The organism is Acrocarpospora phusangensis (genome assembly GCF_016862995.1).
Lineage (GTDB): Bacteria > Actinomycetota > Actinomycetes > Streptosporangiales > Streptosporangiaceae > Acrocarpospora > Acrocarpospora phusangensis.
Map to the genome: position 1 here is coordinate 1 of NZ_BOOA01000024.1, position 17,606 is coordinate 17,606.

The window sequence follows — 17,606 nt, forward strand, 5'->3', positions numbered from 1 at the left end:
GGGTGTTCCAGGAACCGGTGACGGTGTGGCCGGCCGGAAGCGTGAACGTGATCGTCCAGGAGGTGATCGCGGACGTGCCCGCCGTCACCGTGACCGGCTGAATCACGTACCCGTTGCCCCACGTGGTCTGCGTGGTGGCCACGACGGTGCAGGCGCCGCCGGTCCCGCCGCCAGTGGTGGTGAAGGTCACCAGCGAGGAGTTGCCCGACAGGTTCCCGGCTCCGTCGCGGGCCCGGACGTAGACCTGGTACTGCGTGTTCGCGGTCAGACCGGTCAGCGTGATCGAGTTGGTGGTCGGCGAACCGAGCAGCGGGTCCGTGGTGCCCTGCTCGCGGTAGACGTTGTAGCCGGCCAGGCCGGAGCCGCCGCTGTCGGTGGACGCGGTCCAGGTCAGCGTCGCGCCGGAGGAGGTGACGCCGGAGGCGGTAGGCGTACCGGGCGTGGTCGGAGGCGTCGTGTCGGTGCCGCCGCCGGTCTGGGTGGTGAAGGTCACCAGCTGCGAGTTGCCGGACAGGTTCCCGGCTCCGTCGCGGGCCCGGACGTAGACCTGGTACTGGGTGTTGGCGGTCAGACCGGTCAGGGTGATCGAGTTGGTCGAGGTCGTGCCCAGCTGCGGGTCGGTGGTGCCCTGCTCGCGGTAGACGTTGTAGCCGGCCAGGCCGGAGCCGCCGGTGTCGGTGGACGCGCTCCACGAGATCGTCGCCCCCGAGGCGGTCACGCCGGACGCGGTCGGGGCGCCCGGCGTGCTCGGCGGGGTCGTGTCGCCGGTCGGCGTGCCGTTGAGGCCGAAGAACTGGATCGCCAGCGCCGCCTGGCCGCTGAGCGGCAGGTTGTGGCCGGTATTGGCGATGCTGTACGCGTCGACCTTCAGGTTGCCGCCGCTGTCTCGGTACTGGGTCCTGGTCCAGTTCGGCTGCGGCGTCGTGGTGGAGGACGGCGTCTGGCTGAGGCCGTGCACGTTCGTCCACTGCTTGATCTGCTCGTTGAAGTTCGGGTACGCGAGGGTGGTGTCCTGGGTGCCGTGCCAGATCTGCATGATCGGCCGGGCCCCCGTGTATCCGGGGAAGGCGTTGCGCACCATGTCGCCCCACTGCTGCGCCGTCATGATCCGGTTGCCGCCGGAGCACTGGCTGTTCCACATCGAGCCGTCGGTGGTGGCGAAGCAGCCGAACGGCACGCCCATGAACGCCGCCCCGCCCTTGAACACGTCCGGGTACGCGCCGATCAGCACGTTCGTCATCATGCCGCCCGAGGAGGCCCCGGTGACGTAGACGCGGTTGGCGTCGCCGTTGCGGTTCTGGACGGCCCAGCGGACCATCGACACGATGCTCAGCGAGTCGCTGCCGCCGTTGTGGGTGAGGGTCTGGGGTGAGGACACGTCGAAGCAGCTGCCGCTGCGGGTCGCCGTGGGGTAGATCACCATGAAGCCGTACTGGTCGGCCAGGGAGGCGAACTGGGTGCCCGAGTAGAAGGCCTGGCCGGAGCCGGTGCAGTAGTGCACGGCCACCAGGATGGCCGGGTTCGCCGGAGCGTTGTCGGGCACATAGATGTGCATACGCAGGTTGCTGGGGTTCGTCCCGAATCCGGTGACCTCGACCAGTGACGCCGCCGAGGCCGGCCGGGCGAACACCAGGCCGGCGACGACCATCAGCATCGCCACGGCCGCGCGCGCGACGCCTTTCACCTTCGTCATTCCCTCTCCTTAGAAACGTTTCGCAGATAGCAGCGATCGCATTCGGCGGAAAGGTAGGCCGGGCGCGTGAACCGGTCAAGCGCTTGGCCACGCCGGCGGGACGCGCCGCTGGCCGGAGCGGGCGGGGGGAGAAAGTTTCAGGCCGGAGGGGCCGTGCTCTCGCGCACCACGAGGGTCGTGGCGAGCTCCACCCTGGTCTGCGCGGGCGGCTGCCCCGAGGCCAGGCCGACCGCCAGTTCCGCGGCGGCGGCGCCCATGTCGCTCAGCGGCTGGCGCACGGTGGTCAGCGGCGGCCCGCACCAGCGGGTGAACTCCAGGTCGTCGAAGCCGACCACGCTGAGATCCTGCGGCACCCGCAGGCCGGCCCGCCGGGCGGCCTCGAACACGCCGAGGGCCTGGAGGTCGTTGCCCGCGAAGATCGCGGTGGGCCGGTCGGGCAGGGCGAGCAGCTCGGCGCCCCTGGCCAGGCCGTCCTCGAAGGCGAACGCGCCGTCCCTGACCAGCGCGGGGTCGGCGGGCATGCCGGCCGCGTCCATGGCGGCCCGGTAGCCGTCGAGCCTGGCCCGGGAGCAGAGGAAGCCGAGCGGGCCGCTGATCTTGGCGATCCTGCGGTGGCCGAGGTCGAGCAGGTGGCGGGTGGCGGCCACGCCGCCGCTCCAGTTGGTCGCCCCCACCGAGGGAATGGCGTGGCCGGGGTCGCCGGTCGGGTCCAGGGCGACCAGCGGGATGGCGCTGGTGGCCAGCAGGCCCTGCTGCTGCGGGGTGAACCCGGCGTAGACCGCGATGACCGCGGTCGGGCGGCGGGACAGCACCTGCTCGATCCAGCCGCGCCCGGGAGCCAGGCGGCCGCGCATCTCGCTGAAGCCGACGGCCAGCTCGTGCTCGCGCGCCACCGACTCGACGCCGCGCATGATCTCGATGGCCAGATGGCTCTCCAGCACCGAGAAGACCACTTCCAGGATGGAGGCCGGGCCGACGGCGTCGGGACGGCGGTAGCCGTGCTCCCGCAGCAGCTCCTCGACCCTCCGCCGGGTGTCCAGGGCCACCCCGGCCCTGCCGTTGATCACTTTGGAGACCGTCGGCGCGGACACGCCCGCCAGCCTTGCGATGGTGGCGACCGTCATCTCGCCCCGACGACGCCCGCGCTGCCGCGCCTCCGGGTCCGTCGCCGTCACGCGCGAAGTTTACATGGGTCACAAGTGGGTTGCGGCGCTTGACTGGTTCGGAAAGTTTCTTTACTTTCTTGGAGCGGTTAGGAAGCTTTCCTAACCGATACGTGGCGCGGGAGAGGATGTCCAGGTGAACCAGCTGGTGCCCGGCACGCCCAGCCTGCTGCGGGCCATCAACGACAGGCACGCGCTGCAGGTGCTGCTCGACCGGGGGCCGCTGACCCGGCCCGAGCTGGGCGCGCTCACCGGACTGTCCAAACCCACCGCCTCCCAGCTGCTGGCCCGGCTGCAGGAGGCCGGGCTGGTCGTGCTCGACGGCATCCGCGAAGGGCTGCCGGGCCGTACAGCCGAGTTGTACCGCATCAACGCCGCGGCCGCGCACGTGGCCGCCCTGGACGTGACCCCGGCGGGCATCGACGTCGCCGTCGCCGACCTGGCCGGCACGGTGGTCGCCGAGCACCGGCTGCCCACTCCCGGGCGGGGGGCCGCAGGAGCCGGGGAGTCCGGCGAGAAGGGTGTGGTGGCGAAGGTCCGGGCCGCGCTCGCGGGGGCCGGTCCGGACCTGCCGCCGCCGCACCGCGTCGTGATCGGCATCCAGGGCGCGATCGACCCGGGCACCGGCCGGCTCGGGTACGCGGCGCACATCCCCGGCTGGCACATCCCCGACCTGCTCGGCGCGCTCCGCGACGGCGTCGGGGTGCCCGTGGACGTGGAGAACGACGTCAACCTGGTGGCCCTGGCCGAGCAGGCGCACGGCACCGCGCGCGGGCACCGCGACTTCGTGCTGCTGTGGGCCGACGCCGGCATCGGCTCCGCGCTGGTGCTGGGCGGGCGGCTGCACCGGGGCGCCACCGGCGGCGCGGGCGAGGTCGGCTACATGCCCACGGTGGGCGCGCCCACAGTCCGCGAGGTGGGCCGCCGCGCCGACCACGGCTTCCAGGCGCTCTCCGGCGGCCCGGCCGTGCTGCGGGTGCTGCGCGAGCACGGCCTGCGCGGCGCCACCCCGGCCGTGGCCGTACGGCACGCCGTCCGGGCGGCCGAGGGCGGCGGCAAGCTCGCGCCCGCCGCGCAGGAGGCGCTGCGCGAGGTGGCGGCCCGGCTGGCGATGGGCCTAGCGGCGGTGACCGCGGTCGTGGACCCCGAGCTGATCGTGCTGTCCGGCGGCGTGCTGCTGGCCGGCGGCGAGACGCTGCGCGGGCTGCTGGAACGCGAACTGCACGCGCTCTGCCTGCCCCGGCCGCCGCTGCGGCTCTCCACGGTGGCGGGCAACCCCGTCCTCGCCGGCGGGCTGCACCTGGCGCTGGACACGGTGCGCGACGAGGTCTTCAGTTCGACGAAGGTTGTTTCGGTTCTTCCTACAGGAGCACAAGGGTGAAACTCGCCGTGGTCGGGGGCGGCTCGACGTACACGCCGGAGCTGATCGACGGGTTCGCGCGGCTGCGCGGCGAACTGCCGCTCACCGAGGTCGCGCTGGTCGACCCGGACGAGGGCAGGCTGGCGCTGATCGCTGGGATGTCCCGGCGCATGCTGGCCAGGGCCGGGCATCCGGCGCGGGTGACCACCTGGACGGACGTGGCCGCGGGCGTGGCCGGGGCCGGGGCGGTGCTGCTGCAGCTGCGCGTCGGCGGGCAGGCCGCCAGGAACGTGGACGAGACGCTGCCGCTGGAGTGCGGCTGCGTCGGGCAGGAGACGACCGGCGCGGGCGGCCTGGCCAAGGCGCTGCGCACCGTGCCGGTGGTGCTGGACATCGCCGCCCGGGTGCGCGAGCACGCGCCGGACGCGTGGATCGTCGACTTCACCAACCCGGTCGGCATCGTCACCAAGGCGCTGCTGGACGAGGGCCACCGGGCGATCGGCCTGTGCAACGTGGCCATCGGGTTCCAGCGCAGGTTCGCCCAGCGGCTCGGCGTTGACCCGGCCAGGATCTCGCTCGGGCACGTCGGACTGAACCACCTGACCTGGGAGCGCAGCGTCCTGCTGGACGGCGAGGAGGTGCTGCCCCGGCTGATCGAGGAACACGCCGACGGGATCGCCGGCGAGATCGGGCTGCCCGCCTGGGTGGTCCGGGAGCTCGGCGTGGTGCCCTCCTACTACCTGCGTTTCTTCTACGAGCACGACGCCGTGGTGGCGGAGCAGAAGGCCAAGCCGTCCCGGGCGGCCGAGGTCAAGGCCATGGAGGACGCGCTGCTGGAGATCTACGCCGACCCGGCCGCGGACACCAAGCCGGAGCTGCTGAACAAGCGCGGCGGGGCGTACTACTCCGAGGCGGCGGTGGCGCTGATCGCGTCGCTGGCAGGCGACCGGGGCGACGTCCAGGTGGTGAACACCCGCAACGGCGGCACGCTGCCGTTCCTGGACGACGACGCCGTCATCGAGGTCCCGGCCGTCGTCGGCGCGCACGGCGCGACCCCGCTGCCGGTGGCGCCGGTGGAGCCGCTGTTCCGGGGGCTGATCGGCAACGTCTCCGCGTACGAGGAACTGGCCCTGGCCGCGGCGCGGCACGGCGGCGCGGCACGGGTGCGGGACGCGCTGCTGGCGCACCCGCTGATCGGGCAGGCCACGCTCTCCGCCGGCCTGGCCGACCGGCTGATCGCGGCCAACCGGGCCTTCCTGCCGTGGGCGGACCGGTGAGGACGTTACTGGCCGTCGACGGCGGCAACAGCAAGACGGACGTGTGCCTGGTCGCCGAGGACGGGACCGTGCTGGCCACCGGCCGGGGGGCGGGCTTCGAGCCGCAGAGCGCCGGGGTGCCCGCCGCCATCGACGTGATCGGCGAGATCGTCGGGCGGATGCTGCCGGGCGCGCGGGCGCCGTACGCCGACCACATCGCCGCCTACGTGGCGGGGGCCGACCTGCCGATCGAGGAGGAGCGGCTGCGGGCCGAGATCCTCGGGCGCGGCTACAGCGGCAGCGTCGTGGTGGGGAACGACACCTTCGCCCTGCTCCGTTCGGGTTCGTCCGCGCCGTGGGGGGCCGCCGTGGTGTGCGGGGCGGGCATCAACGCCGTCGCCGTCGCCCCCGACGGGCGGGTCGCCCGCTTCCCCGCCCTCGGCCGGCTCAGCGGCGACTGGGGCGGCGGGTACGGCCTGGCCGAGGAGGCCCTCTGGCACGCCGCCCGGGCGGAGGACGGGCGCGGGCCCGCCACCGGCCTGGCCGCGGCGGTCCGGGAGGTCTTCGGCACCCGCACGGTGGAGGAGGCGGTGGTCGCCTTCCATTTCGGCGAGCTGCCCCTGGCCCGGCTGCACGAACTGGTCGAGCCGCTGCTGGCCGTCGCCGCCGCCGGCGACCCGGTCTCCCGCTCGGTGGTGGAGCGCCTGGCCGAGGAGGTCACCCTGCTCGGCACGGTCGCCATGCGCCGGGTCGGCCTGCTCGACTCCCCGTGCGAGGTCGTGCTCGGCGGCGGCGTCCTCACGGCGCGCGACCCGCTGCTCTCCGGCCTGATCGAATCCGGCTACGCGGCGGCCGCGCCGCACGCCGTGCTGATCGTCACCGAGCTTCCGCCGATCGTGGGGGCCGCCCTGCACGGCCTCGACCACCTCCAGGCGCCGCCCGAGGCGCTCGCCCGGCTGCGCGGGCACTTCCAGCACGCCCCCGCGGGTCACGCCTGAAACGGGCCGCGCCCCTTCCCCTTGGGCGCGGCCCTGCTTTCGCGGCGACGGCCCTTTCGGGGCGCGCCAGCCTTTCAGGAGGCAATGGCCTTCATGGGGCGATGGCCGGAGGCCGGTGGTCGTAGGGAGTGCTCAGGACCACGGTGGTCCGGGTGGAGACGTTCGCGGCGGCCCGGATCTGGTTGAGCAGATCCTCCAGGGCGAGCGGGGAGGCCACCCGGACCTTGAGAATGTAACTTTCCTCGCCGGCCACGCTGTGGCACGACTCGATGGCGGTCAGATGGCTCAGCCGCTCCGGCGCGTCGTCGGCCGCCGCCGGGTCGATCGGCTTGATCGAGATGAAGGCGGTCAGCGGCAGCCCGATCTCGTCGTAGTCGATCAGAGCCGCGTATCCGCGCAGGACGCCGCGTTTCTCCAGGCGGCGCACCCGCTGGTGCACCGCGGAGACGGAGAGCCCGGTCTCCTTGGCCAGGTCGGTGAAGCTCATCCGCCCGTCGGCGGCCAGCAGCGTCACAATGCGGCGATCGATCTCCTCCACCGGCAAAAGGTACCGCCGCCGTGACCTCTCCCGGACACGGAAGTGGTCACGGCCTGATTCCATCGGCCCCCGGGCAGAACGGGCTCAGCCGGCTCAGTCGGCTCAGACGCCTCAATCAGCTCAGCCGGCTCAGCCGGCTCAGCCGGCTCAGTCGGCGATGAAGCTCACCGTGGCGACCTCGTAGCCCCTGGCCTTGGAGCCGCGCACGTGCATGACGACCGCGCCGCCCTCGTACGAGTACGCGCACGCGTAACCCCCGGTCTCCTTGCTGCAGCCCTGGTAGAAGTGGGTCACGCCGTTGGGGTCGTACTTGACCTGGAAGCGGGTGTTCACGGCCGTCTGGGTGGCGACCTCCAGGGCCCGCCGCCGGTCGCCGAGGACGTACGACCGGTGGAAGTGCTTGGTCACGGTCGCCGGGGACGCGAAGCGCGAGCGGTAGACGCGGGTCACCTTGCCGCCGGTCACGACCATGCCGAGGCCGTTCAGGTCACCGGGCACGTTCACGCTGGTGTGCTTGAACCGGCAGTAGTTGCCTTTGCAGCCGGCGAACTGGTCGGGCGCCTTGAAGCTGTACGCGAAGATGCTCTTCACCGCTCCCGGCGAGGCGACCTTGGCCGCCGCCACCTTGTCGTTCTTCAGCCAGGCGTTGAACAGCTTCTTCGCCACCGTGGCGGGAGGGGCGGCCTGCGCGGAGGCCGTCGCCGGAACCATCAGCACGGCGCCCGCCGCGACTGCGGCCCCGCCGAGAACAATTCGCTTGATCATGCCCAGAAGGTAGCGGTACGCGCTTGCACATGAGTTGACCGTGACTATCACCTGGATCGCGGACACTCTGGGCACGCTCCTCAATATCGGTCGAAAATATCGGTCGAAATGGCGATCGGAGGAGGGACGGATGCCCGAGGAGAGGCCGATCCTGGTCACCGGCGCCGCCGGGAGCATCGGCGGCGTGGGCCGTACCGTCGTCGAACTGCTCCGGCGGGACTCGCTGCCGGTCCGCGCGCTCGTACGCCGCGAGGACGACCGGGCCGAGGCGCTGCGGGCCATGGGCGCGGAGGTCGTGGTCGGCGACCTCACCCGCGCCCCCGACGTCGTCCGGGCGATCGACGGCTGCCGCCGCGTCTACTTCGGCATGAGCGTCTCCGCCGACTACCTGGCGGCGACGCTCACCACCGCCACGGCCGCCCGCCACTGCGGCGACCTCGACGTGTTCGTGAACATGTCCCAGATGACCGTCTCGCAGATGGGCCTGGGCAGCACCGGCGAGTCCGAGCACCAGCGCCACCACTGGCTCGCCGAGCAGGCGCTCAACTGGTCCGGCCTGCCCGTCATCCACGTGCGCCCCACCGTCTTCATGGAGAATCCGCTCTTCATGACCCTCGCCGCCGCCTCCATCCGGAAGGACGGCACCATCCGCCTCCCCTTCGGCTCGGGCCGTACCTCCCCCGTCGCCGCCCACGACGTGGCCGAATCGATCGCCGCCATCCTGCGCGCCCCCACCCCCCACACCGGCGCCGTCTACGAACTCACCGGCCCCGCCTCCCGCGACCTCACCGCCATGGCCGCCGAACTCTCCGACCTCCTCCACCGCCCCATCACCTACACCCCGCTCCCCCTCGCCGAATGGGCCGACCGCTACCTCCGCCCCCTCGGCTTCCCCCCGCACGTGTACGACCACGTCTTCACCATGGCCCGCCTCCACTCCGAGAACCGCTACGACCGCATCACCGCCGACATCGAACTCCTCACCGGCAAACCCGCCTCCGACCTCCGCCAATTCCTCCATCTCCACCCAGAACTCACCTGCTGAAAAGCCGCCGGGCGGGCTCCCGGTGCCACCTGGGAACCGCCCGGCGGGGATCAAGGAATCAGGGGGTGGTGCAGGTGTAGGAGGTGGGGAGGGAGGTGTTGCCGTTGGGGCGGCCGGCCTGGAAGCCGAAGGAGGTGCTGGTGCCGGCGGCGAGGTTGCCGTTGTGGCCGACGTTCCTGGCGGTGACGGTCTGGCCGCTCTGGGTGAAGGTGGCGTTCCAGGAGCCGGTGATGGTGTGGCCGGACGGGAGGGTGAAGGTTACCGTCCAGGAGGTTATCGCGGAGGATCCGGCCGTGACGGTGACCGGCTGGATCACGTAGCCGTTGCCCCACTGGCTCTGGGTGGTGCCGGTGACGGTGCAGGCGCCGCCGGTTCCGCCGCCGGAGGTGGTGAAGGTGCCGAGCGGGGAGTTGCCGGACAGGTTGCCGGCGTTGTCACGGGCTCGCACGTACACCTGGTAGGCGGTGCCGGCGGTCAGGCCGGTGAGGGTGAGGCTGGTGCCGGTGGTCTGGCCGAGCAGCGGGTCGGTGGCGCCCTGTTCGCGGTAGACGTTGTAGCCGGCCAGGCCGGAGCAGCCGGAGTCGGTGGAGGCGGACCAGGTGAGGGTCACGCCGCTGGAGGTCACACCGGACGCGGTCGGGGCGCCCGGGGTGCTGGGTGGCGTGGTGTCGGTGCAGGTGCCCTGCTGGGTGGTGAAGGTGACCAGGCCGGAGTTGGCGGACAGGTTGCCGGCGGCGTCCCTGGACCGTACGTAGACCTGGTACTGGGTGTTGGGGGTCAGGCCGGTGAGGACGGCGCTGTTGGTCGCCGGGGTGGCCAGCAGGGGGTCGGTGGAGCCCTGCTCGCGGTAGACGTTGTAGCCGGCCACTCCGCCGGTGCCGCCGGTGGAGGCGGTCCAGTTGAGGGTCGCGCCGGTCGCGGTCACGTTGGAGGCGACGGGCGTGCCGGGCGTGCTCGGCGGGGTGGTGTCGCCGCCGCCTACCAGCGGGGCGAGCACCGGGTACCACGCGTTGGACATCTTCTGGTCGCCGGCGGCGTTGGGGTGCACGCCGTCGTAGGTGTCGGTGGCGGTGTTGAAGCCGGTCCAGTGGTCGACCACGGTGATCGGCGAGGCGGCGGTGGTCTTGCCCGCCGCCCAGGACGGGATGGCGTTGTTGAAGTCGATCACGCGCTGCGGGCAGGGGCCGCAGGCGCTGGACGCCATCGGGATGATCTTCGCGACCAGGATCTTCATGTTCGGGTTGTTGGCCCGCATCTGGTCGACGAGCTTGCTGAACGCGGTGAGGATGGTCGCGGGCGCGATGTTGCTCCACACGTCGTTGGTGCCGAAGTGCATCATCACGACGTCTGGGTTGGTGGCCGACAGCCAGCCGGGCAGCTGGTTGGCGTTGGCGACGTTGGTGGCGAGGAACCCGCCGTGGCCTTCGTTCTCCCCGTCGTACGGCGCTCCGCAGCCCTGCGGGCCGAGCGTGCCGACGAAGTCGACGTTGGTGAGGCCGTTGCTCTGCAGGCGGTTCCAGAGCAGGGCCCGCCAGCAGCCCGGGGAACCGGTGATCGAGTCACCCAGCGGCATGACCCGTACGGGGGCCGCCTGGGCGGGGGACGAGAAGCCGAAGACGACCGTCCCCACCATGGTTAGCAAAATCGTGAGTAACGTGCTGACTTTCCGGCGCATGCGCACTCCTCTGATCGGCTCAGGCGATGCTAGGAGCCGGGCGTTCGGCCGGGCATGCCACGGCCATGGCCCGATGACGGCCACCTGCGGCTTCGCCGATACGGAAATGTAATTTTCGTCATTTCGGCCGAACGCTGTCGGACATAACCCCCGCTGAGCGCCCTTTCCGCGCGATGGCGACGATCTTCCCTGTTGCGGCTCGCGGATTCCGGCCGTAACTTCCGGGTGCCTTCCGCTGGGACGACGACGGAAAGGGAGTCCCATGTCGAGGATCGTGGCAATCGTGGCGGCGCTGGCGCTGATCCTGGCGGGGACCCCGGCGATGGCGGCGGCGGTGACCGTCCCCGTCGGAGCCCAGTTCACCGACACCTCGGGCGCGCTCGTGCACGCGCACGGCGGCGGCGTGCTGAAGGTCGGCGCGCACTACTACTGGTTCGGCGAGAACCGCAACGCCAACGGCACCTTCCGCTACGTCTCGGTGTACCGCTCGACGGACCTGCGCACGTGGGAGTTCCGCAACAACGTGCTCACCCAGTCCAGCGCGGCCGAACTCCAGGTCGCCAACATCGAACGGCCGAAGGTCATCTACAACGCGAGCACCGGCCAGTACGTGATGTGGATGCACAAGGAGAACGGCAGCGACTACGGCGAGGCGCGGGCGGCCGTGGCGGTGTCGGCCACCGTGGACGGCAACTACACCTACCTCGGCAGCTTCCGCCCGCTCGGGCACATGTCCCGGGACATCACGGCCTTCGTCGACACGGACGGCACCGGCTACATGATCTCCGCGGCCGACGAGAACTTCGACCTGCACATCTACCGGCTGACCCCCGACTACCGGTCCGTCGCCGCGCTGGTCCGGATGTGGGACGGCGACCACCGCGAGGCGCCCGCCCTGTTCAAACGCAACGGCGTCTACTTCCTGCTCACCTCCGGCGCCACCGGCTGGCAGCCCAACCAGGCCAGGTACGCCACCGCCACCAGCGTCACCGGCCCCTGGAGCGCCTGGCAGAACGCCGGCGACGGCCTCACGTTCGGCTCCCAGTCCACGTTCGTGCTGCCCATCCAGGGCACCCAGACCACCTCGTACCTGTACATGGGCGACCGCTGGGCGGGAGCCTGGGGCGGCCCGGTCAACGACTCCCGCTACGTCTGGCTGCCGATCAGCTTCCCCAGCGCCACCACGATGAGCCTGTCCAACGCCCGCCAGCTGACCGTGGACACGGCCACCGGCACCCTGTCGGCGACCGGCTCCGGGTTCGACCGCCTGACCGTACGGCATTCGGGGAAATGCCTGGACGTGCGCAACCAGTCGACCGCCAACAGCGGCGCCGTCGTGCAGTACGCGTGCAACGGCGGCAACAACCAGCAGTGGCGGATCCAGTCGATCAGCAGCGGCTACGTCCAGGTGATCGCCCGGCACTCCGGGAAGTGCCTGGACGTGAACAGCGCGAGCACCGCCGACTACGCCACGATCCTCCAGTACACCTGCGGCTCGGGCGCCAACCAGCAGTGGACGCTCCAGGACGCGGGCGGCGGATACCTGCGCCTGGCGGCCCGCCACTCGGGCCGCTGCCTGGACCTGCCCAGCAGCTCCACCGCCGACAACGTGCAGTTCCAGCAGTACGCCTGCCACTCCGGCAACCAGCAGCAGGTCAGCAGGACCGCGCTCTAAATCCGCTTGCTCCTCGTTTCGCCGGTGGTTAATCTCGTCGCGACCTCATGGAAGGAGCGCACCGATGACCGTGACTCGGCAGTGCCTCTCCTTCGGCATGGGGGAATTCCGCGCATCGTCCTGACCGATTCCCGCGCTGACCGATTCACCTGATCGTTCTCCCCTGCCGGCGGTTTCCGTCCGTCCCTTCCTGAGCAACGGAGTTCGATCTTGCGTGCCCATGTCACGTATCTCGTCATTCGCGGGGTCTCGGCCTTCGCCTTCACCACCTCGTTCACCCTCAGCCTGGTCTACCAGGTCCAGGCCGCCGGGCTCGGCCCGCTGGAGCTCGTCCTCGTCGGCACGACCCTGGAACTGGTCTGTTTCACGGCGCAGGTGCCGACCGGCGTACTCGCCGACCTTTACAGCAGGAAGTGGTCGGTCATCATCGGCTATGTTCTGCTCGGTTTCGGCATGACATTGGAGGGCCTGGTGCCCTCCTTCGGCGTCATTCTGGCCGCCAGCGCCGTCATGGGCGTCGGCTTCACCTTCGTCGACGGCGCCCAGGAGGCGTGGGCCGTGGACGAGCTGGGGCAGGAGCGCGCTCCGGCCGTGCTCGTCCGGGGCGGCCAGGTCGGGCAGGCGGCGACGGTGGCGGGCATCGGGGTCAGCGTTGCGCTGGGCAGCCTGAGCCTCTTCCTGCCGCTGGTCGTGGCCGGCGTGATCCTGCTGCTGTTCGGCCCGGTCCTCGCCGTGCTGATGCGGGAGCACGGTTTCCGCCCGGTCCCGCCGGATGAGCGGGGTTCGTGGGCGTCGATGCGCCGCCAGGCCGCGACCGCCGTACGGACCAGCCGCGCCGATCCGGCGCTGCTCTGCCTGCTGGCCGCGCTGCTCGGCGCGGCGCTGGCCAGCGAGGGCATCGACCGGCTCTCCCCCGCCCACTTCCTCACCGGGCCCGGGTTTCCGGCGGCGGCCACGCCCGTGATCTGGTTCGGCGCGCTGTCGGCCGCCGCGATGGCCGGGGCGATCGCCTGCACCGAGCTGGTCCGCCGCACCGTCGACCTCGCCGACGCGGTCAGGGTGGCCAGGACCCTGGCGGCGCTGCAGGCCGCGTGCGCCGGGGCGGCGCTGGTGTTCGCGCTGGCCGGCGACTTCTGGCTTGCCGCGTTCGCGTCGGTCTGCGTCGGCATGACCCGGCAGGCGGCCCACCCGCTGATCGCCGCCTGGCTGTCCCAGCGCACCGAGCCGGCCACCCGCGCCACCGTCTACTCACTGATCGGCCAGGTGGACGCCACCGGCCAGCTCGCGGGCGGCCCGCCCATCGGGCTGCTCGCCGAACGGGTCTCCATCCGGGCCGCGCTCGTCCTGGTGGCCTGCCTGCTCACGGCTCCCGTCGTGTTCCTGATCGCCATGGCCCGGCGGTCCCGAAAACTTTGGGACTCCAACTTCGGCCCGTACGAGGATGACCGTTTGACCCATTGACCAAATCGCCAAGTAGCACCTACGTTTCAAAGGCGAAAACTCTCGGATTATCTCCGAAAGTTTCGTCCCCACATGTGGAGGCGCCGGCGGATCGGCGCCCGCCGGCGTCTCCATTCAGCTACCGCACGACTGCCAGAACCCCCCTAGAACTGGGATGTGTAGGTCACCAGGGACTGGCGGTCCACCCGGGTCGTGGCGTTCCAGCAGGACACGTTGCGCACGAAGGCCTGGCTGCCGCTCGTGACCCACGTCGCCTGCAGGTTGCAGTACTCGGGACCGGACCCGAACGCCGTCGCCTGCACGTGGTCGCGGAGGACGCCCACCCTCGGGAAGATGACCATCCGCAGCCCCGGAACGCCCGCGGTCTGCACCGTGTTGACCCCGGCCTGCGAGTTGTAGTTGATCCCCACCGGCACGGGCGCGTACGGACCGGGGTTGGCCGGGTTGACGTCGAACGTGTACGCGAAGTTCTTCGGCGGGATGGCTCCGCCGGTGATCGCCCGCTCCCGCTGGTACGTCAGGTTCCAGCCGGTGTTGAACGGGGTGTTGACCCCGTCGTGACAGCGCACCTGCACGGTCTGCGCGACGGCGCCGGGCGACCAGGCGCCCACCTTGCAGCGGGCGGGAGCGCCCGGGTTCACCGAGGTCACCTGCAGGTTGCCCGCCGGAGCCGGCGCGCCCAGGCCGTTCAGGGTGACCGTCCAGACGCCGACCCCGGTGGGCACCACGGTGTTCGCGCCCAGCACCGAGTTGTAGGAGGCCGTGATCGCCGCGCCGTTGTAGGCGACGTAGCCGAACCCGTGCGTGCCGGCGGGGAGGGGCCCGCTGCTCGTCTCGTACATGACGGTGAAGGGCACGAAGCCGGGCACGCCGCCGAACCGGTAGCACCGCACGGTGACGAGCTCGTCGACGCCGACCGGCGTCCAGGCCTCGACCTGGCACCAGGCGGCCGTGTTCACGACCGCCGTGACGTGCACGACGCCGCCGCCGCTCGCGATCTGCGGGAACCGCACGAACGTCTGGCCGACCACGCCGGGCGTGACGCTGACGTTGAACCCGGCCGGCCAGCTGCCCGCCTGGTGGTTCGGGTCCGGGATCCCCGACGGGATGTCGACGAGCGCGAACCCCCACCGGTTCGGCACGGCCGCCTGCGCGGGAGCGGTCAGCGTGGCCAGGCCGGTCAGCACGAGGAGGGCCGAGACCAGGGTGACGAGAATCCTGCGGAGGGTTAATCGGATTTGCGACATCACGCATCCTCACTACTCGGGGAATCGGCCGGTGCGGGCCGCTGTGCCGTTCATAAGCTGGAAATCATCCGTTGAGAAGACTCATTTCACGCACTGACCGCCAACCCGGCTGTCAAGGGCCGGTGACATGCGAATTCGAGTTACTCGCCCTTTCGTTCACCGAACCATTCATCGGCCCCGTCGGCGATTGCGTGCCGCCGCTTCCCTTAAGGGGTCTGACCCGGGCGTCCACATGCTGGACAATTGGCCGCGCCCGGCTCCCGGGCCCCGCGTGGAAATGTATTTCGCCGCACTCGCCGGGCCTGCGGAAAGATCTCCGCCACCCCATATTCATCGAACTCCGCGACCGGTTTTCGGCCGCCCTTATCCCATACGGCCGCGACGAATCCCCGGCTTTTCGATACGGTTCTGTGAGCCAGGTCAGCCAGCAGCCCCCATTTCGATGCCGGGGAAGGAAACACCGTGGGACACGGCCTGCGTACGGCCCGGATCGGCACGACTCTGACCTTCGTCCTCGCGGGGATCTTCTCCGGCACCGTGGCCGTGCGGATGCCCGCGCTGGCCGGGAAGCTGGACCTGTCCGAGGGCCGGCTGGGGATGGCCCTGCTGGCCTGCGGCGTGGGGGCCCTGGTGAGCATGCAGGCGGCCCGGCCCCTGATGCGGCGGCTGGGCAGCAAGGGCATCCTGACCGCCACCGGGCCGAGCTGCGGGGCGGCGCTGGCGCTGGTGGGCGTGGCGCCGTCGTACCCGATGCTGCTGGCCGCCATGAGCGTGTTCGGGGTCGCGTTCGGCCTGCTCGACGTGGCCATGAACGCCCAGGGCTCCGCCGTGGAGGCCCGGTACGGCCGCCCGCTGCTGAGCGGCATGCACGCGGGCTGGTGTTTCGGCGCGATCGTCTCGGGCCTGGCCGGATTCGCGGCGATCCGGCTCGGGCTGACCTTCACGCCGCACCTGGCCGGGGTCGGCGTGGCGGGCATTCCGGCGGCGCTCGCCCTCGTCCCCACCTTCCTGGCCGACCCGCCCGCGCGCGAGGATCGCACGGGGTCCCGGCGCGGCCTGCCCCGGGTCGTCTACCTGCTCGGGATCGTCGTCTTCGCGGCGTTCACCGTGGAGGGCATGGTCGCCGACTGGAACGGCCTCTACCTGCGCGACATCCTCGGCGCGCCCGAGTCGGTGGCCGCCCTCGGCTACCCGCTGTTCGTGACCGGCATGCTCCTGGGCCGCCTGGCCGGGGACCGGCTCCGCGCCCGCTTCGGGGTCCGCGCGCACCTGACCGTCAGCGGCCTGGCCACGGCGGCCGCGTTCACGGTGGTCGTGACGGCTCCGGCCGCCGGACTGGTGATGCCGGTGCTGCTGGTGGCCGGGCTGGCGATCGCCCCGGTCATCCCGTTCGCGCTCTCCCTCGCCGGCGGCGCGGACCCCGCCCAGTCGGGCCCGGCCATCGCGCAGACGGCGGCGATCGGCTACGCGGGCCTGCTGCTCGGCCCGGTGATCATCGGCTTCCTGGCGGACGCGACCTCGCTGCGGGTGGCGATGGCGGTCGGCCTGGTGCTCGGGGCCGTCATCGCGGGCGTGTCCCGGTCGCTGCCCCGGGACACGCCGGCGCGTGCCGTGCGTGCGGTGGTGCGGCAGTCGGCGGCGGGCCGCTGACCTGAGTCAGCCCAGTTCCGCGCGGACGATACGCGCCGCTTCGGTCATGGCCTGGAGTTTGGCGAAGGCGCGGTCGCGCGGAAGGTACTTCATTCCGCAGTCCGGGGCGATCTGGAGCCGGTCGGGGGCGTGGAACTCCAGCGCCCGGCGGATCCGGTTCGCGATGGACTCGGCGGATTCGACCTCGGGGTCGCCCAGGTCGACGACGCCGAGGATGACGCCCTTGCCGGGGATCTGCTTGAGCAGGGCGAGGTCGAGGTCGGGCTGGGCCGTCTCGATGGCGATCAGGTCGGCGGCGCAGTCGTTGAGCTCGGCCAGGAACGGGTAGCCCGGCGGCCTCTCGTGCACGATCGCCGCGTAGCCGAAGCAGGTGTGCAGGGCGACCGTCCCGGACAGGCCGCCGACGGCGCGGTTGATGGCCTCGACGCCGTACTCGCGGGCGGCCTCCGGCCGGGCCTGCAGGTACGGCTCGTCCAGCTGGACGATGTCGGCCCCGGCGGCGAACAGATCCACCACCTCGGCCCGTACGGCTTCCGCCAGCGCCAGCGCCAGGGAGCGGCGCTCGCCGTAGAAGTCGTCCTGCGCCTGCTGGGCCATCGTGAAGGGACCCGGCAGGGTGATCTTGACGGGCAGGTCGGTGTTGCGGCGGAGGAACTCCAGGTCGCCGACCTCGACGGGCCGGGTGCGGTGGATGGGGCCGACCGCGCGGGGCACCGGGTTGGGGTGGCCGGTCCTGTCGATGGCCGTGCCGGGGTTCTCGACGTCCATGCCGGCCAGCGCGGTGGCGAACCGGTTCGAGTAGCTCTCCCTGCGGACCTCCCCGTCGGTGATGATCTCGATCCCGGCCCGTTCCATGTCCCGGATCGCGATGACCGTGGCGTCGTCCTGCGCCTCGGCCAGGAACTCCTCGGGAACGCGCCAGATCTCCTTCGCCCGGATCCGCGGCGGCAGCCGGCTGCCGAGCATCTCCCTGTTCACCAGCCATTCGGGCTGCGGGTAACTGCCGACCACCGTCGTCACCAGAGCGCCATCCGTCACCATGTGCTACCTCCCGCACCCGAGCCTGCCCGTCCTCCGCGA

14 protein-coding genes are annotated in these 17,606 nt (G+C 71.5%); 7 read left to right on the plus strand and 7 right to left on the minus strand.

The window, feature by feature from the left end; translation table 11 throughout:
* Both Aph01nite_RS41450 and Aph01nite_RS16215 read right to left on the minus strand, forming a co-directional pair.
* Positions 1 to 1,693 (minus strand): extracellular catalytic domain type 1 short-chain-length polyhydroxyalkanoate depolymerase (locus Aph01nite_RS41450; RefSeq protein ID WP_239161737.1); only part of this gene is annotated, 1,693 nt, incomplete at its 3' end.
* A gap of 137 nt (positions 1,694 to 1,830) precedes the next feature.
* Positions 1,831 to 2,868 (minus strand): LacI family DNA-binding transcriptional regulator, encoded by a 1,038-nt coding sequence (locus tag Aph01nite_RS16215; RefSeq protein ID WP_239161738.1) that lies wholly within the window; start codon positions 2,866 to 2,868, stop codon positions 1,831 to 1,833.
* A gap of 124 nt (positions 2,869 to 2,992) precedes the next feature.
* Between Aph01nite_RS16215 and Aph01nite_RS16220 the strand changes: the two genes are divergently transcribed.
* Genes Aph01nite_RS16220 through Aph01nite_RS16230 form a run of 3 tightly spaced genes read left to right on the plus strand, consistent with a single transcriptional unit; the run spans position 2,993 to position 6,470 of the window.
* Positions 2,993 to 4,237: an ROK family transcriptional regulator gene (locus Aph01nite_RS16220; protein ID WP_204041715.1), complete on the plus strand. Its 1,245-nt coding sequence runs from the start codon at positions 2,993 to 2,995 to the stop codon at positions 4,235 to 4,237.
* On the plus strand, positions 4,234 to 5,493 hold the full coding sequence (locus Aph01nite_RS16225) for a family 4 glycosyl hydrolase (protein WP_204041716.1): 1,260 nt from the start codon (positions 4,234 to 4,236) through the stop codon (positions 5,491 to 5,493). Before Aph01nite_RS16220 ends, Aph01nite_RS16225 begins: the two co-directional genes overlap by 4 nt.
* A complete protein-coding gene (locus Aph01nite_RS16230; RefSeq protein WP_204041717.1) occupies positions 5,490 to 6,470 on the plus strand; it encodes an N-acetylglucosamine kinase in 981 nt (326 codons plus the stop codon). Before Aph01nite_RS16225 ends, Aph01nite_RS16230 begins: the two co-directional genes overlap by 4 nt.
* A gap of 91 nt (positions 6,471 to 6,561) precedes the next feature.
* Here Aph01nite_RS16230 and Aph01nite_RS16235 read toward each other — a convergent pair whose 3' ends face one another.
* Together Aph01nite_RS16235 and Aph01nite_RS16240 are read right to left on the minus strand one after the other, a co-directional pair.
* The gene (locus tag Aph01nite_RS16235; protein ID WP_204041718.1) at positions 6,562 to 7,008 is read right to left on the minus strand and encodes an Lrp/AsnC family transcriptional regulator; all 447 of its coding nucleotides are present in this window, start codon (positions 7,006 to 7,008) and stop codon (positions 6,562 to 6,564) included.
* A gap of 147 nt (positions 7,009 to 7,155) precedes the next feature.
* A complete protein-coding gene (locus tag Aph01nite_RS16240; protein ID WP_204041719.1) occupies positions 7,156 to 7,773 on the minus strand; it encodes a hypothetical protein in 618 nt (205 codons plus the stop codon).
* A gap of 130 nt (positions 7,774 to 7,903) precedes the next feature.
* On the opposite strand from Aph01nite_RS16240, the gene Aph01nite_RS16245 reads away from it, so the two are divergent.
* Entirely contained in the window at positions 7,904 to 8,818 is a 915-nt protein-coding gene (locus tag Aph01nite_RS16245; RefSeq protein ID WP_204041720.1) for an NAD(P)H-binding protein, read from the plus strand.
* A gap of 58 nt (positions 8,819 to 8,876) precedes the next feature.
* Here the strand turns inward: Aph01nite_RS16245 and Aph01nite_RS42150 are convergent, their stop codons facing one another.
* A complete protein-coding gene (locus Aph01nite_RS42150; RefSeq protein WP_275419241.1) occupies positions 8,877 to 10,451 on the minus strand; it encodes a fibronectin type III domain-containing protein in 1,575 nt (524 codons plus the stop codon).
* 304 nt (positions 10,452 to 10,755) lie between these two features.
* Here Aph01nite_RS42150 and Aph01nite_RS16255 point away from each other — a divergent pair, with 304 nt between their 5' ends.
* The gene (locus Aph01nite_RS16255) at positions 10,756 to 12,168 is read left to right on the plus strand and encodes an RICIN domain-containing protein (protein WP_204041722.1); all 1,413 of its coding nucleotides are present in this window, start codon (positions 10,756 to 10,758) and stop codon (positions 12,166 to 12,168) included.
* Positions 12,169 to 12,378: 210 nt separating this feature from the next.
* Positions 12,379 to 13,629, plus strand: a complete 1,251-nt coding sequence (locus Aph01nite_RS16260; RefSeq protein WP_204041723.1) for an MFS transporter — start codon at positions 12,379 to 12,381, stop codon at positions 13,627 to 13,629.
* 143 nt (positions 13,630 to 13,772) lie between these two features.
* Here Aph01nite_RS16260 and Aph01nite_RS16265 read toward each other — a convergent pair whose 3' ends face one another.
* Entirely contained in the window at positions 13,773 to 14,876 is a 1,104-nt protein-coding gene (locus Aph01nite_RS16265) for a hypothetical protein (protein ID WP_204041724.1), read from the minus strand.
* 462 nt (positions 14,877 to 15,338) lie between these two features.
* Between Aph01nite_RS16265 and Aph01nite_RS16270 the strand changes: the two genes are divergently transcribed.
* The gene (locus Aph01nite_RS16270) at positions 15,339 to 16,526 is read left to right on the plus strand and encodes an MFS transporter (RefSeq protein WP_204041725.1); all 1,188 of its coding nucleotides are present in this window, start codon (positions 15,339 to 15,341) and stop codon (positions 16,524 to 16,526) included.
* A gap of 6 nt (positions 16,527 to 16,532) precedes the next feature.
* On the opposite strand, the gene Aph01nite_RS16275 is transcribed toward Aph01nite_RS16270, so the two are convergent.
* Positions 16,533 to 17,567 (minus strand): cobalamin-independent methionine synthase II family protein, encoded by a 1,035-nt coding sequence (locus Aph01nite_RS16275; RefSeq protein ID WP_204041726.1) that lies wholly within the window; start codon positions 17,565 to 17,567, stop codon positions 16,533 to 16,535.
* Positions 17,568 to 17,606 lie beyond the last annotated feature (39 nt).

Coding starts and splice junctions, on each gene's coding strand:
- Aph01nite_RS16275 (WP_204041726.1), bottom strand. CDS start 17,567: ATGGTGACGGATGGCGCTCTGGTGACGACGGTGGTCGGCAGTTACCCG.
- Aph01nite_RS16265 (WP_204041724.1), bottom strand. CDS start 14,876: ATGTCGCAAATCCGATTAACCCTCCGCAGGATTCTCGTCACCCTGGTC.
- Aph01nite_RS16240 (WP_204041719.1), bottom strand. CDS start 7,773: ATGATCAAGCGAATTGTTCTCGGCGGGGCCGCAGTCGCGGCGGGCGCC.
- Aph01nite_RS42150 (WP_275419241.1), bottom strand. CDS start 10,451: ATGGTGGGGACGGTCGTCTTCGGCTTCTCGTCCCCCGCCCAGGCGGCC.
- Aph01nite_RS16245 (WP_204041720.1), top strand. CDS start 7,904: ATGCCCGAGGAGAGGCCGATCCTGGTCACCGGCGCCGCCGGGAGCATC.
- Aph01nite_RS16255 (WP_204041722.1), top strand. CDS start 10,756: ATGTCGAGGATCGTGGCAATCGTGGCGGCGCTGGCGCTGATCCTGGCG.